This is a genomic window from Streptomyces sp. NPDC048197, from assembly GCF_043202395.1.
Taxonomy (GTDB): domain Bacteria; phylum Actinomycetota; class Actinomycetes; order Streptomycetales; family Streptomycetaceae; genus Streptomyces; species Streptomyces siderophoricus.
Genome location: NZ_JBIDAJ010000003.1, coordinates 144867 through 159002, shown reverse-complemented (window position 1 = coordinate 159002; position 14136 = coordinate 144867). Strand labels below are relative to the sequence as shown.

The window sequence follows — 14136 nt, the reverse complement described above, 5'->3', positions numbered from 1 at the left end:
GCTCTAGAGGTGCCGGGTGCGGGACTCGAACCCGCACGCCCTTTCGGGCAGATGTGTTTGAGACATCAGCGTCTGCCTGTTCCGCCAACCCGGCTAGGTGCTCAAGACACCCTACCGTGTGCGCCACCGTTACCGCCTCTAGGTAGGCTGCAATGGCACCACCTGACCGCACCGAGGAGTCCCGTGAGCGCCGCCGAGCCCGAGCAGCCCGTCGCCGATGACGATCAGTCGCATGTTCCGCCGCTGACCACGCGCGTCGTGATCGCGGAGGACGAGGCCCTCATCCGTCTCGATCTCAAAGAGATGCTGGAGGAGGAGGGCTACACCGTCGTCGGCGAGGCCGGGGACGGGCAGACCGCCGTGGAGCTGGCCCGGGAGCACCGTCCCGATCTGGTGATCCTGGACGTGAAGATGCCGGTGCTGGACGGTATCTCGGCGGCCGAGAAGATCGCCGAGGAGAGCATCGCGCCGGTGCTGATGCTGACCGCGTTCTCCCAGCGGGAGCTGGTCGAGCGGGCGCGGGACGCGGGCGCGATGGCGTATCTGGTGAAGCCGTTCTCGAAGAGCGATGTGGTGCCGGCGATCGAGATGGCGGTGAGCCGGTTCACCGAGCTGAAGACGCTGGAGAAGGAGGTCGCGGACCTCACGCAGCGGCTGGAGACGCGCAAGCTGGTGGACCGGGCGAAGAGCATTCTGCAGACGCAGTACGGGCTGACCGAGCCGGCTGCTTTCCGGTGGATCCAGAAGACGTCGATGGACCGGCGGCTGTCGATGCAGCAGGTCGCGGAGGCGGTCATCGAGGACGCCGAGGAGAAGAAGCAGCAGAAGAAGGAGCAGTAGTCCGGCTCTGCGCCGTGTGTGCGTGCGGCCCCGTACCGGTGGTGACCGGTGCGGGGCCGCACGCGTGTGTGCCTCAGTCCTCGCCGAGGTAGGCCTTGCGGACGGATTCGTCGTGGAGGAGGTGTTGGCCGGTGCCGGAGAGGGCGATGCGGCCGATCTCCATGACGTGGGCGTGGTCGGCGAGGGTCAGGGCGGCCTGGGCGTTCTGTTCGACGAGGAGGATGGTGGTGCCTTGTTCGCGGAGTTCGCGGATGGTTTCCATGATCTTCTTCATCATGATCGGGGAGAGGCCCATGGAGGGTTCGTCGAGCATGAGGAGTTTGGGGCGGGACATGAGGGCGCGGCCCATGGCGAGCATTTGCTGTTCGCCGCCGGAGAGGGTGCCGGAGGCTTGTTTGCGGCGTTCTCCGAGGATGGGGAAGAGTTCGTAGACGCGCTGGATGTCTTTTTCGATGCCGTCCTTGTCCTTGCGGAGGAAGGCGCCGAGTTGCAGGTTTTCCTCGATGGTGAGGCGGGGGAAGAGGTGGCGGCCTTCGGGGGAGTGGGCGAGGCCGAGGGCGACGATTTTGTGGGCGGCGACTCCGGTGAGGGGTTTTCCGTCGAAGGTGATCTTTCCGGAGCTGGGCCTGAGGAGTCCGGAGAGCGTGCGGAGGGTGGTCGTCTTTCCGGCACCGTTGGTGCCGATGAGGGTGACGACCTGGCCGCTCTCGACGGTGAAGGAGATGCCTTTGACGGCTTCGATCTTGCCGTAGGCGACCCGGAGGTCTTCGACCTCTAGCAGTGCGGTCACGGGGCTTCTCCCTTGGTGGTGCCGGGGGTGTTCTGCGCGTCGGCCGCCGTGTCTGCCGCTGTGTCTGCCGCCGTATCGGCCACTGCGCCGGCCACTGCGTCGGCCGCTGCTTCGGCGGCGGCGACCTCGGCCGCCTCGGCTTCTCCGGGGGCGCCGTCGAAGGGTTCGCCGAGGTAGGCGGCGACGACGCGTTCGTCGGCCTGGACGGTGTCGGAGGTGCCTTCGACGAGTTTTTCGCCTTGGACGAGGACGGCGACGCGGTCGCAGAGGTTGAAGATGAAGCGCATGTCGTGCTCGATGACGAGGACGGCGATGCCTTTGTCGCGGATGGCGAGGACGAGTTCTTCGGTGGCCCGCGTTTCCTGGGGGTTCATTCCGGCGGTGGGTTCGTCGAGGAGGAGCAGGCCGGGTTCGGAGGCGAGGGCGCGGGCGATTTCCAGTTTGCGTTGTTCGCCGTAGGGGAGGTTGCGCGCGAGGTGGTCGCGTTTGTGGGCGAGACCGATGAATTCCAGGAGTTCTGTGGCGCGTTCTTCGCTGGTGCGCTCGGCTTTTTTGAAGCCGGGGCTGCGGAGGAGGGCGGACCAGAGTCCTTCTTTGGTGCGGGTGTGGCGGCCGACGAGGACGTTTTCCAGGACGGTCATGTTGGCGAAGAGGCGGATGTTCTGGAAGGTGCGGGCGATGCCGGCCTTGGTGACGAGGTGGGGTTTGGGCGGGAGGACGGTGCCTCGGTAGGAGACGGTGCCTTCGGTGGGGATGTAGAGGCCGGTCAGGCAGTTGAAGAAGGTCGTTTTCCCGGCGCCGTTGGGGCCGATGAGGCCGACGATCTCGCGGGGGTGGACGGTGAGGTCGACTCCTCGTACGGCGGTGAGTCCGCCGAAGCGCATGGTGACGCCGTCGGCGCGGAGGACGGGGCCGTCGTCGGTGGGGGTGTTGTCAGTGGCGGGTGCGAGGGTGGGTGGTGTGGTCATGGTCGTCACGCCTTTGCCTTGGTGACGCCGGTGGTGGCGGCTGGGTCGGGGAGGCGTTGGTCCGGCACGTCGAGTTGACCGGTTTCGTGGAATTCGAGTTGTTTGCGGCGGTCGGGGATGAGGCCCTCGGGGCGGAAGCGCATGAGGAGGACGAGGGCGATGCCGAAGAGGAGGAGTTGGTAGTCCTGGAGGAAGTCGAGTTTGGCGGGGATGAGGAAGAGGAGCGCGGCGCCGACGAGGGGGCCGCTGAGGGTGCCCATGCCGCCGAGGATGACGGCGGCGAGGAGGAAGGCGGAGTTGGGGGGTTGGGGTCCGGCGAATTGGAATTGTTCGGGGGTGGCGGTGGTGACGACGTGGGCGTGGACGGTGCCGGCGAGGCCGGCGAGGGCGGCGCCGAGGGCGAAGGCGAGGAGGCGGAGCCGGAAGCTGTTGATGCCCATGGCGACGGCGGCGGTTTCGTCTTCGCGGATGGCGATCCAGGCGCGGCCGATGCGGGAGGCGGCGGCGCGGCGGAAGACGAGGACGACGAGGGCGGTCACGAGGATCATCAGCAGGTAGTAGTTGCCGTAGGTGGCGATGGGGATGCCGAGGATGTCGTGGGTTTCGCCGAAGTTGAAGCCGAAGATTTCGAGGTTGGGGATGTTGGGGATGCCCATGGCGCCGTTGGTGATGTCGGGGCCGGTGGTGCCGTTGAGGTTGAGCATGGCGATGCGGAAGATCTCGCCGAAGCCGAGGGTGACGATGGCGAGGTAGTCGCCGCGTAGCCGGAGGGTGGGGGCGCCGATGAGGACGCCGAAGACGAGGGAGGCGGCGGCTCCGGTGAGGAGGGCGGCCCAGAAGGGGAAGTGGAGGCCGAGGGCGGATTCGGGGGAGCCGGAGACGAGTGCTGCGGCGTAGGCGCCGACGCCGAGGAAGGCGACGTATCCGAGATCGAGGAGGCCGGCGAGGCCGACGACGACGTTGAGGCCGAGGGCGACGGTGGCGAAGATCAGGATGTTGGCGCCGATGATCGTGTACTGGTCGGTGTCCTGGGTGAGGGGGAAACTGGCGGCGGCGAGGAAGGCCGCGGTGAGGGCGACGCCGCGGTGCCGGTGGGTGAGTTCGGTGAGGCGTGCGATGAGTCCGGCGCGGTGGAGGGCGGGGACGGCGAGGGCGATGAAGAGGAGGTAGCCGACGAAGGGGGCGCCGTCGTCGGTGTCGATGCCGTAGGTGAAGGCGATCAGTCCGGCGGCGAAGGCGGCGGCGATGGTGAGGATCTCGGCCCAGGTGGGGAGGGGGCGGCTGCGGGGCCGTAGGGGGCTGGCGGTGAGGAGCGTGGTGAGGCGTTGCCAGGGGTTCGCGGGTGGGGTGGTGGGGGGTTGGTCGGGGGGTAGCGCGAGGGCGCCGAGGAGGGTGAGGAGTGCGGCGGTGCCGGCTGCGAAGCCGCCGGGTTCGAGGTTGACGAGGCCGCCGAGTTGGACGGCGATGGCGCCGAGGGTGAACCAGGTCGCGGCGAAGGTGGCGAGCGCGGCGAGGAGGGTGGGGGCGTTGCGTCCGGCGGGGGTGAGCCAGGTCAGGCCGCGCAGGCCGAGTGTGGAGGCGGCGAGGAGGAGGGTGAGGAGGCCGCCGGTGAGGGTGACGAGTTGGAGGCCGGCGGGGGAGCCGTAGAAGGTGAGGTCGCCGGGGAAGTCGCTGCTCCAGGTCCAGGAGAGGCCGGTGGTGGCGGCGGTGGCGAGGGCGCCGGCGGCGGTGGTGAGGCGTGCGGTGCGTTCGGGGAGGGGGAGGAGGCCCCGGGGGGTGGTGGCGGTGTGGGTGGTCATCGGTATCACGCCCGATCCGCGACGCGTTCGCCCAGCAGGCCTTGTGGCCGCAGGAGGAGTACGAGGATGAGGAGGACGAAGGCCCAGACGTCCTTCCAGGCTCCGCCGCCGAATTGCTGCATGCCGGGGATCTCTTCGACGTAGGCGGTGGCGAGGGCTTCGGCGATGCCGAGGACGACGCCGCCGAGCATGGCGCCGTAGATGTTGCCGATGCCGCCGAGGACGGCTGCGGTGAAGGCCTTGAGGCCCATGATGAAGCCCATGCGGAATTGGACCTCGCCGGTGCGCAGTCCGTAGGCGACGGCGGCGACGCCGGCGAAGGCGGCGCCGATGGCGAAGGCGAGGACGATGATGCGGTCGGTGTTGATGCCCATGAGTTTGGCGGTGTCGGGGTCCTGGGCGGTGGCCTGCATGGCGCGGCCGCTGCGGGTGCGGGCGACGAAGAAGCCGAGGGCGATCATGCAGAGGGGGGCGGCGATGAGGACGAAGAGGTCGCCGCGTTGGACGGTGGCGCCGAGGATGTCGAGGGCGTGGCCCTTGAACTGCGGGAAGACGCGGGCCTGTTTGCCGTCGGGGTACCACTTCCAGATGGCTTGCTGGAGGGCGATGGACAGGCCGATGGCGGTGATGAGGGGGGCGAGGCGGGGGGCGCCGCGCAGGGGGCGGTAGGCGAAGCGTTCCGCCGCGATGCCGACGAGGACGGATACGACGACGCCGCCGAGGAGCATGACCGGCAGGGCGAGGGCGAGGGAGGTGCCGGTGGGGAGGGCGAGGTAGACGCTGAGCGCTCCGAAGCCGCCGACCATGAATATCTCGCCGTGGGCGAAGTTGATGAGCTGGACGATTCCGTAGACCATCGTGTAGCCGATCGCGATGAGTCCGTACATCGCGCCGAGGATGAGTCCGTTGGCCAGCTGTTGCGGCAGTTCGCTCACCGCAGGGCCTCCGTGGTGTGATCAAGCACGGGTGGGAATTCCGGGGGGTTTTCGGGTGTCCCGGTGTGCCGCGGGCCGCGCCAGGGTCGTTGGTGGCGTCCTGGCGCGGCCCGGGGTGTGGTGGTGCGGTGGCGTCAGCTCTTGTCGAATTCCTTGAACGGGGCGCTGAAGCGGGCGGCCCAGTTGCCCTTTTCGACCTGGTAGGCGGTGATCATGGTGTTGGTGGTGTCGCCGTATTTGTCGAAGGCGACCTTTCCGGTGACGCCGTCGAAGGTGACCTTGTTCATGGCGTCGGTGACCTTCTTGCGGGCGTCCTCGGGGAGTTTGCCCTGGTTGGCGTCGACGACGCTCTTGACGGCCTGGATGAGGGCCCAGGTGGAGTCGTAGGTGGAGCCGCCGTAGGCCTCGTAGGGCTCCTTGAATCCGGCTGCCTTGTAGTCGGCGATGTATTTCTTGGCCGAGGGGAGTTCTTCGACGGGCTTGCCGACGGAGGAGGCGTAGTCGCCCTGGGCCTTCTTGTTCAGCTTGATGTAGTCGGCGCTGTACATGCCGTCGCCGCCCATCAGGGGGACGGTGACGCCGCCGTCCTTGAGCTGCTGGCTGAGCGGGCCGGAGGCGGGGTATTCGCCGCCGTAGAAGACCAGGTCGGGTTTGGCGGATTTGACCTTGGAGACGACGGCTTTGAAGTCGCGGTCGTCGGGGCTGACGTGTTCGGTGCCGACGATCTTTCCGCCGAGTTTCGCGAACTGGTCCTTGAAGGAGGAGGCGAGGCCGACGCCGTAGGTTTTCTGGTCGTCGATGACGTAGGCCTTCTTGGCCTTGACCTTTTCCCAGGCGTACTGGCCGTCGAAGGCGCCTTGTACTTCGTCGGTGGTGGCGGTCCGGAAGTAGGTGGGGAATTGCCGGACGCGCTTGTTCTTCTTCCAGTCCGGGCCCTGGGTGAGGTCGGGGGTGGTGTTGGCCGGGGAGATCAGCGTCAGGTTGTTCTGCTTGGAGACCTGCTGCATGGACTGGGCGACACCGGAGTTGAGGGGGCCGACGATGCCGAGGACGTCCTTGTTGCCGGCGAGTTTGGTGGCGTTCTGCTGGCCGACGTTGGGCAGTGCCTTGTCGTCGAGGGCCTGGAGTTTGAAGGTGACGCCCTTGACTTCGTTGTTCTTGTTGGCGATGTCGACGGCGAGCTGGGCGGAGTTGCGTATGCCCAGGCCGAGTGCGGAGAGTTCGCCGGTGGTGGGGGCGTCGAGGCCGATGACGACGGTGGTTTTTCCGTCGCCGTCTTTGTTGGTGTCGCCGCGAGAGCCGCACGCGGAGAGCGTGAGGGCGCCGGTGGTGACTGCGGTGGTGATGAGGAGCAAGGAACGGTGACGCACGATCAGTCCTTTCCCTGGCGCGGCCACGGCTGTCGCATGGCCGATTCGCGCGCCGGGCTGCACGGTTGGTACGGCGTCCGTGCTCGCAGCGCGCCCGGCGGCGCGGTGACTGGCGGTGACTCTAGAGCGGTGTTCGTCGCGTCGGCAGAGGCGCTGGCCAGGATGTGACGCTCTTGTTATGACCAGCGATGAGCGTTTTGCCGTCATGGTCCTTACAGGTGGAGCGAACGCGGCGCGGAAGGTGAACTCGCACTTCCGTGGGTGGTTGCGCGGTGCGACCGCCGGAGGGCGTCCGGCTATCGGATGGGATGGGCCGGGGCCAGTAGTGGCACGGGGTCCGGGGTGTGCGGGTTGAGGCGGTATTGCGTGTGCGTTACGCAGCGTTACGGAAATGCGTGCGGCCCCGCACCCTGGGCAAGGGGCGGGGCCGTGGTGGTGGGCGGCGTGGGCCGTCCTGATCCGGTCAGCTTCGGTAGGCGTCGGTGTCGACGTCGCGCAGCATGCAGGTCAGACGGGCGGTGCAGACCCGCTTGCCGTGTTCGTCGGTGATGACGATCTCGTAGGTGGCGGTGGAGCGGCCGCGGTGTACGGGGGTGGCGACGCCGGTGACGAGGCCGGAGCGGACGCCGCGGTGGTGGGTGCAGTTGAGGTCGACGCCGACGGCGAGTTTGGTGGGGCCGCCGTGGAGCATGGAGCCGACGGAGCCGAGGGTTTCGGCCAGTACGGCCGAGGCGCCGCCGTGCAGGAGGCCGTAGGGCTGGGTGTTGCCCTCGACGGGCATGGTGCCCACGACGCGGTCGGGTCCGGCTTCGGTGACCTGGACGCTCATCCGCTCGCCGAGGTGTCCGGCGGAGAAGAGTGCGGGCAGGTCGATGCCGAGTCCGGCCCACTGGTCGAGGGTCTCCTGCGGGAATTCGGTGGTGGTCTGCTCACCCATGCCTACGGCTCCGTTCGCTCGCCCGTGATCGTCGTCGATCCGTGCCCGTTCCTATCAGGCCGCTGAGCGAGCGCTCAGCGCGGGGTGGGGTGTTCGCGGCGGCCGGTGTGGTGCCGGCCGCCGTGGTGGGGGTCAGTCGGTGGGGGTCTTCTCCAGGCGGATCACCACGGACTTGGACGCGGGGGTGTTGCTGGTGTCGGCGGTGTGGTCGAGCGGGATGAGGACGTTGGTCTCGGGGTAGTAGGCGGCGGCGCAGCCGCGGGCCGTCGGGTAGTGCACGACGCGGAAGCCGGGGGCGCGGCGTTCGCTGCCGTCGGTCCATTCGCTGACCAGGTCGGTGTAGTCGCCGTCGGCCAGGCCGTGGGCGCGGGCGTCGTCGGGGTGCAGGAGCACCACCCGGCGGCCGTTCTTGATGCCGCGGTAGCGGTCGTCGAGGCCGTAGATGGTGGTGTTGTACTGGTCGTGCGAGCGCAGGGTCTGCAGCAGCAGCCGGCCTTCGGGGACGGTGGGGTATTCCACGGGTGCGGCGGTGAAGTTGGCCTTGCCGGTGGCGGTGGGGAAGCGGCGGCTGTCCCGGGGGGCGTGCGGCAGGGCGAAGCCTCCGGGGCGGGCGACCTTGGTGTTGAAGTCGTCGAAGCCGGGGATGACGCGGGCGATGCGGTCGCGGATCGTGGCGTAGTCCTTCTCGAACTCCTCCCACGGGGTGGCGCTGGCGGGGCCGAGGACGCGGCGGGCGAGGCGGGCGACGATGGCGGGCTCGGACAGCAGCTGGGGGCTTGCCGGTTCGAGGCGGCCGCGGGAGGCGTGCACCATGCCCATGGAGTCCTCGACGGTCACGAACTGCTCGCCGCCGTCCTGGCGGTCGCGCTCGGTGCGTCCCAGGGTGGGCAGGATCAGCGCGCGGGCGCCGGTGATGGCGTGCGAGCGGTTGAGTTTGGTGGAGACGTGGACGGTGAGCCGGGCGCGGCGCATCGCGGCCTCGGTGACGTCGGTGTCGGGGGTGGCGGAGACGAAGTTGCCGCCCATGGCGAAGAACACCTTGGCCTGTCCGTCGCGCAGGGCGCGGATGGCGCGGACGACGTCGAGGCCGTGTTCGCGCGGGGGCGCGAAGCCGAATTCCTTCTCCAGGGCGTCGAGGAACGCGGGGGCGGGCCGTTCGAAGATGCCCATGGTGCGGTCGCCCTGGACGTTGCTGTGGCCGCGTACGGGGCAGACGCCGGCGCCGGGGCGGCCGATGTTGCCGCGCAGGAGGAGGAAGTTGACGACTTCCTGGATGGTGGGGACGGAGTGCTTGTGCTGGGTCAGGCCCATCGCCCAGCACACGATGGTGCGCCGGGAGGCGAGGACCATCTCCAGGGCGCGTTCGATCTCGTCGCGGGTCAGGCCGGTGGCGGCGAGCGTGGCGTCCCAGTCGTCGTCGGCCTGCGCCGCCTGCGCGAACTCCTCGAAGCCGTGGGTGTGTTCGCGGATGAAGTCCGTATCGAGGGCGCCGTCGGTGGCGAGGATGCCGCGGTTGAGGGCACGGAAGAGTGCCTGGTCGCCGCCGAGGCGTACCTGGAGGAAGAGGTCGGTCAGGGCGGTGCCGCCGCCGGCCAGTCCGCGCGGGGTCTGGGGGTTCTTGAAGCGTTCCAGGCCGGCTTCGGGCAGCGGGTTGATCGAGATGATCCTGGTGCCGCCGGCCTTGGCCTTCTCCAGGGCGGTGAGCATGCGCGGGTGGTTGGTGCCGGGGTTCTGGCCGGCGACGATGATCAGGTCGGCCTTGTAGAGGTCCTCCAGCAGGACGCTGCCCTTGCCGATGCCGATGGTCTCGGTGAGGGCCGAGCCGGACGACTCGTGGCACATGTTGGAGCAGTCGGGCAGGTTGTTGGTGCCGAATTCGCGGGCGAAGAGCTGGTAGAGGAAGGCGGCCTCGTTGCTGGTGCGGCCGGAGGTGTAGAAGACGGCCTCGTCGGGGGAGTCGAGGGCGGTCAGTTCCTCGCCGATGATGTCGAAGGCGCGCTCCCAGGTGACGGGGGCGTAGTGGTCGGCGCCTTCGTCCAGGTACATGGGGTGGGTGAGGCGGCCCTGCTGGCCGAGCCAGTAGCCGCTGCGGGTGGCGAGGTCGGCGACCGGGTGGGCGGCGAAGAAGTCCGGGGTGACGCGGCGCAGGGTGGCCTCTTCGGCGACGGCCTTGGCGCCGTTCTCGCAGAACTCGGCGGTGTGCGGTTTGTCGGGCTCGGGCCAGGCGCAGCCGGGGCAGTCGAAGCCGTTGGGCTGGTTGACGCGCAGCAGGGTCAGGGCGGTGCGGCGGACGCCCATCTGCTGCTGGGAGATCTTGAGGGCGTTGGTGATCGCCGGCATTCCTACGGCGGAGTGCTGGGGTGCGCTGACCTGGGGCGCGTCCTGGACGGGGTCGGACGCGGGCGGCTTGCCTGCCATGGCGCTCTCCTGTGAGCCGTGAGCTTCTTGCTCGCTCCGCCGGCGCGGCGGATCGTTGTCGTGCACATCCGATCCTGTCACGGACCGGGGTGGGCGGTGTAGGGGAGTGCGGGCGGGGTGCGAGGGCAGGGCGGCGGGGGCTGCGGCGAGGGGCGGCAGGGGGTGTGCGGGGACGGGGGCGGCGGCCGTCGCGGCGGGGATTGTCGGTGGGCCGTGGCAGGATCGGGGGCGTGGCAGCAAAGGCAGCGAAGATGAGCGAAGCGACCGGCACCGAGGCGGCGGCGGGTGGTCGTCCCCGCCTGCTCCTCATGGATGGGCATTCCATGGCATACCGGGCGTATTTCGCCCTGCCCGTGGAGAATTTCACCACCGTCACCGGTCAACCGACCAATGCGATCTACGGCTTCGCGTCGATGCTCGCGAACACCCTGCGTGACGAGGCGCCCACGCATTTCGCGGTCGCCTTCGACGTCTCGCGCAAGACCTGGCGCTCCGAGGAATACCCGGAGTACAAGGCGAACCGTTCCAAGACCCCCGACGAGTTCAAGGGCCAGGTCGAGCTGATCGGCGAGCTGCTCGACACGATGCGGGTCAAGCGCTTCGCGGTGGACGGCTTCGAGGCCGACGACGTCATCGCGACGCTCACCGAGCAGGCCGTCGCCCAGGGCTTCCACGTCTCCATCGTCACCGGCGACCGGGACTCCTTCCAGCTGGTCTCCGACGACGTCACGGTGCTGTACCCCACCAAGGGCGTCTCGGAGCTGACCCGGTTCACCCCGGAGAAGGTCTTCGAGAAGTACGGCCTGACCCCCGCCCAGTACCCGGACTTCGCCGCGCTGCGCGGCGACCCGTCCGACAACCTCCCCGGCATCCCCGGCGTCGGCGAGAAGACCGCCACGAAGTGGATCAACCAGTTCGGTTCGTTCGCGGAACTGGTGGAGCGGGCCGACGAGATCAAGGGCAAGGCCGGTCAGAATCTCCGCGACCACCTGGAGTCGGTCAAGCGCAACCGCGTGCTGACGGAGATGGTGCGCGATGTGAAGCTGCCGTGCGGCCCCGAGGAGCTGACCCGCGAGGCGTACGACCGCGAGGCCCTCAAGGTGTTCCTCAACGCCCTCGAGATCCGCAACCAGGGCCTGCGCGACCGGCTGCACGCCGTCGACCCGGGCTCGGTGGAGACCGCCGAGGAGGCCGCGCCGGCCCCGGGCGTCGAGGTGGACGGCACGGTCCTGGCCACCGGCGAGCTCGCCCCGTGGCTGGCCGAGCACGCCACCGGACCGCTGGGCGTCTCCACCGTCGACGTCTGGACGCTGGGCAGCGGCAGCGTGGCCGAGGTGGCGCTCGCCACCCCGCAGGGGCCGGCCGCCTGGTTCGACCCCGCGCAGCTGGACGAGGCCGACGAGCGGGCGTTCGCCGCCTGGAGCGCCGACCCCGAGCGCCCGAAGGTGATGCACAACGCCAAGGGCCTGATGCGGGTCTTCGGCGAGCACGGCTGGCGCATCGAGGGCGTCACGATGGACACCGCGCTTGCCGCCTATCTGGTCAAGCCCGGCCGCCGCTCCTTCGCGCTGGACGCGCTCTCCATCGAGTACCTCGGCCGGGATCTCGCCCCGGCCGCGGCCGGCGACGGCCAGCTGGCGTTCGGCGCGGACGAGCAGGCCGAGGCGGACGCCCTGATGGCGCAGGCCCGTACGGTCCTGGACCTGGGGACGGCGTTCCAGGCGAAGCTCGCCGAGGTCGGCGCGGCCGATCTGCTGCGCAATGTGGAGCTGCCGACCAGCGATCTGCTGGCCCGGATGGAGCGGGCCGGGATCGCCGCGGACCGGGGCTGGCTGGAGCGGATGGAGCAGCAGTTCGCCGGGGCGGTCGCGCAGGCCGTCAAGGAGGCGCACGCCGCCGCGGGCCATGAGTTCAACCTCGGCTCGCCCAAGCAGCTCCAGGAGGTCCTCTTCGGCGAGCTGGGCCTGCCGAAGACCAAGAAGACCAAGACCGGTTACACCACCGATGCCGACGCGCTGGCCTGGCTGGCCGCGCAGACCGACAACGAACTCCCGGTGATCATGCTCCGCCACCGTGAGCAGGCCAAGCTGCGCACGACCGTCGAGGGCCTGATCAAGACCATCGGCGCGGACGGCCGGATCCACACCACCTTCAACCAGACCGTCGCCGCCACCGGCCGGCTGTCGTCCACCGACCCCAACCTGCAGAACATCCCGGTGCGGACGGACGAGGGCCGGGCGATCCGCCGCGGCTTCGTCGTCGGCGAGGGCTTCGAGTCGCTGCTCACCGCCGACTACAGCCAGATCGAGCTCCGCGTGATGGCCCACCTCTCCGAGGACGAGGGCCTGATCGAGGCGTTCACCTCCGGCGAGGACCTGCACACCACCGTCGCCTCCCAGGTCTTCTCGGTCGACAAGACCGCGGTCGACCCGGAGATGCGCCGCAAGATCAAGGCGATGTCCTACGGCCTGGCGTACGGGCTGTCGGCGTTCGGCCTCTCCCAGCAGCTGGGCATCCAGCCCGACGAGGCCCGCAAGCTGATGGACACCTACTTCGAGCGGTTCGGCGGGGTGCGCGACTACCTCCGCCGCGTCGTGGAGGAGGCCCGCGCCACCGGCTACACGGAGACGATGCTCGGTCGCCGCCGCTATCTGCCGGACCTCAACAGCGACAACCGCCAGCGCCGCGAGATGGCCGAGCGGATGGCGCTGAACGCCCCGATCCAGGGCACCGCCGCCGACATCGTCAAGATCGCGATGCTGCGGGTCGACACCGCCCTGCGGGCCGCGGAGCTCAAGTCCCGGATGCTGCTCCAGGTCCATGACGAAATCGTCGTCGAGGTGGCCCCCGGCGAACGCAAGCAGGTCGAGGAGCTGGTCCGCCGCGAGATGGCCGACGCCGTCGAGCTGAGTGCCCCGCTGGACGTCTCGGTCGGCTCGGGCAAGGACTGGGAGTCGGCGGCGCACTGACGGGAGCGCGGCGGGGCCCACCGGCCGAAAGCGGCAGGCCGGAGCCGCTGCGGGCGGGGGCCCCGGTGCCGCCCGGAGCGCCTCAGTCTGTGGCGCGCACCGCCTCCCGCTGGTCCGCCGCCGCACCGGTCCGCGCGGCGGGCAGCGGGCCATCGGCCGGCCGCCCGCCGCGCGCCCGCCGGTCCAGCAGCCGTACCGCCAGGCCGTGGAGCAGCAGCCCGGCGATGAGGCCGGCGCCCGCGCCGAAGAGTGCGGTCGGCAGATAGTCGAACCACACCGCCCTGTCCCCGTAGTCGTCGTGCGCCCGCAGGACGCGGTGCACCGCGCCGGCCAGGACGCACGCCGACAGCGGGAGGACGAGCAGCAGCCGCAGCCGTACGGACAGCACGGGCACGGCGGCCGCGGCGGCGGCCCGGACCGCGGGTTCGGCGGTCCCGGCGGCCCGTAGCGCCGACCACCCGAACCACACCAGCGCGGTCATCGCCAGCGCCGAGGTGCCGTACTGCAGATACGTCGGCACCGGCCACCCGCCCACGACCCGGTCCAGGCCGGGCACCAGCCGTGTCCCCCAGCGGCCCGGGTGGGTGAAGGCGTCCCACACCACATGGGTCAGCGAGCCGAGCACCGCGGAGAGCACGAACCAGCCGGCCGGCGCGGCGAGTTCACGGGGGCGGCGTGCACGCCAGGGGCGGCCCCGGACGCACAGCGCCACCCGCCCCCGAAAGGCCGCCGGCACCAGCGCCAGCAGCGGGTCGCGCACCACCAGCCAGCCGCCGACCAGCGCCGCGGTGATCAGTACATCGACCGTCAGCACCCCGGACGGCGCATGGGTGACCGCGCCGAACTCCATCCCGCCCGGCACCAGCGTGTCCGCGTAGTACGTCATGTCCGGCGCGAACGACCCCGCCACCAGCGCCGAGGCGACCAGCCGGCCGCGGGCCGTACCGGTCCGCCGGACGGCCGGCAGCACGGCCGCGGCATGGCTGAGCGTGAATGGCATGGCAGTACCCCTCGATCGATTCAGATCATTATGTGTCCGATGAGGTGGTAGATGCCGGGCCCGAGTTGTCGTAGTGTCGCCTGAGTTGGAGCGCCGGGGAGCGCGACACC

The 14136-nt window shown here is 69.8% G+C and carries 10 protein-coding genes and 1 tRNA gene; 2 read left to right on the top strand and 9 right to left on the bottom strand.

The features are described 5' to 3' along the window. Nucleotides 1-10 precede the first annotated feature (10 nt). Nucleotides 11-94, bottom strand: a tRNA-Leu gene (locus tag ACGF4C_RS06015). 89 nt (nt 95-183) lie between these two features. Here ACGF4C_RS06015 and ACGF4C_RS06010 point away from each other — a divergent pair. After that, nucleotides 184-840 (top strand): ANTAR domain-containing response regulator, encoded by a 657-nt coding sequence (locus tag ACGF4C_RS06010; RefSeq protein ID WP_030816052.1) that lies wholly within the window; start codon nt 184-186, stop codon nt 838-840. A 73-nt stretch (nt 841-913) separates the two neighbouring features. Here the strand turns inward: ACGF4C_RS06010 and ACGF4C_RS06005 are convergent, their stop codons facing one another. The 7 genes from ACGF4C_RS06005 to ACGF4C_RS05975 all read right to left on the bottom strand — a co-directional run bounded on the left by ACGF4C_RS06005 (nt 914) and on the right by ACGF4C_RS05975 (nt 10057). Then, complete coding sequence (locus tag ACGF4C_RS06005) at nt 914-1630, bottom strand: ABC transporter ATP-binding protein (RefSeq protein ID WP_393563650.1); 717 nt, start codon at nt 1628-1630, stop codon at nt 914-916. Further along, entirely contained in the window at nt 1627-2598 is a 972-nt protein-coding gene (locus ACGF4C_RS06000) for an ABC transporter ATP-binding protein (RefSeq protein ID WP_393563648.1), read from the bottom strand. Before ACGF4C_RS06000 ends, ACGF4C_RS06005 begins: the two co-directional genes overlap by 4 nt. Nucleotides 2599-2603: 5 nt before the next feature. Beyond that, nucleotides 2604-4397: a branched-chain amino acid ABC transporter permease gene (locus ACGF4C_RS05995; protein ID WP_393563646.1), complete on the bottom strand. Its 1794-nt coding sequence runs from the start codon at nt 4395-4397 to the stop codon at nt 2604-2606. A 5-nt stretch (nt 4398-4402) separates the two neighbouring features. Next, on the bottom strand, nt 4403-5332 hold the full coding sequence (locus tag ACGF4C_RS05990; RefSeq protein ID WP_393563644.1) for a branched-chain amino acid ABC transporter permease: 930 nt from the start codon (nt 5330-5332) through the stop codon (nt 4403-4405). Nucleotides 5333-5466: 134 nt separating this feature from the next. Next, nucleotides 5467-6687 (bottom strand): branched-chain amino acid ABC transporter substrate-binding protein, encoded by a 1221-nt coding sequence (locus ACGF4C_RS05985; protein ID WP_393563931.1) that lies wholly within the window; start codon nt 6685-6687, stop codon nt 5467-5469. A 478-nt stretch (nt 6688-7165) separates the two neighbouring features. After that, nucleotides 7166-7639 (bottom strand): PaaI family thioesterase, encoded by a 474-nt coding sequence (locus ACGF4C_RS05980; RefSeq protein WP_393563642.1) that lies wholly within the window; start codon nt 7637-7639, stop codon nt 7166-7168. Between the two features lie 132 nt (nt 7640-7771). Continuing rightward, the gene (locus ACGF4C_RS05975) at nt 7772-10057 is read right to left on the bottom strand and encodes an FdhF/YdeP family oxidoreductase (RefSeq protein WP_393563641.1); all 2286 of its coding nucleotides are present in this window, start codon (nt 10055-10057) and stop codon (nt 7772-7774) included. A gap of 251 nt (nt 10058-10308) precedes the next feature. Here ACGF4C_RS05975 and polA point away from each other — a divergent pair, with 251 nt between their 5' ends. Beyond that, nucleotides 10309-13026 carry a DNA polymerase I gene (gene polA, locus ACGF4C_RS05970; protein ID WP_393563639.1) on the top strand — a complete coding sequence of 906 codons (2718 nt, stop codon included), beginning with the start codon at nt 10309-10311 and terminating at the stop codon, nt 13024-13026. 82 nt (nt 13027-13108) lie between these two features. Here the strand turns inward: polA and ACGF4C_RS05965 are convergent, their stop codons facing one another. Continuing rightward, the gene (locus tag ACGF4C_RS05965; protein WP_393563637.1) at nt 13109-14026 is read right to left on the bottom strand and encodes a DUF4184 family protein; all 918 of its coding nucleotides are present in this window, start codon (nt 14024-14026) and stop codon (nt 13109-13111) included. Between the last annotated feature and the right edge of the window lie 110 nt (nt 14027-14136).

Excerpts from the sequence above, each read along its gene's own strand:
- ACGF4C_RS06000 (WP_393563648.1), bottom strand. The coding sequence starts at position 2,598 with ATGACCACACCACCCACCCTCGCACCCGCCACTGACAACACCCCCACC.
- ACGF4C_RS05995 (WP_393563646.1), bottom strand. The coding sequence starts at position 4,397 with ATGACCACCCACACCGCCACCACCCCCCGGGGCCTCCTCCCCCTCCCC.
- ACGF4C_RS05980 (WP_393563642.1), bottom strand. The coding sequence starts at position 7,639 with ATGGGTGAGCAGACCACCACCGAATTCCCGCAGGAGACCCTCGACCAG.
- ACGF4C_RS05975 (WP_393563641.1), bottom strand. The coding sequence starts at position 10,057 with ATGGCAGGCAAGCCGCCCGCGTCCGACCCCGTCCAGGACGCGCCCCAG.
- polA (WP_393563639.1), top strand. The coding sequence starts at position 10,309 with ATGAGCGAAGCGACCGGCACCGAGGCGGCGGCGGGTGGTCGTCCCCGC.
- ACGF4C_RS05965 (WP_393563637.1), bottom strand. The coding sequence starts at position 14,026 with ATGCCATTCACGCTCAGCCATGCCGCGGCCGTGCTGCCGGCCGTCCGG.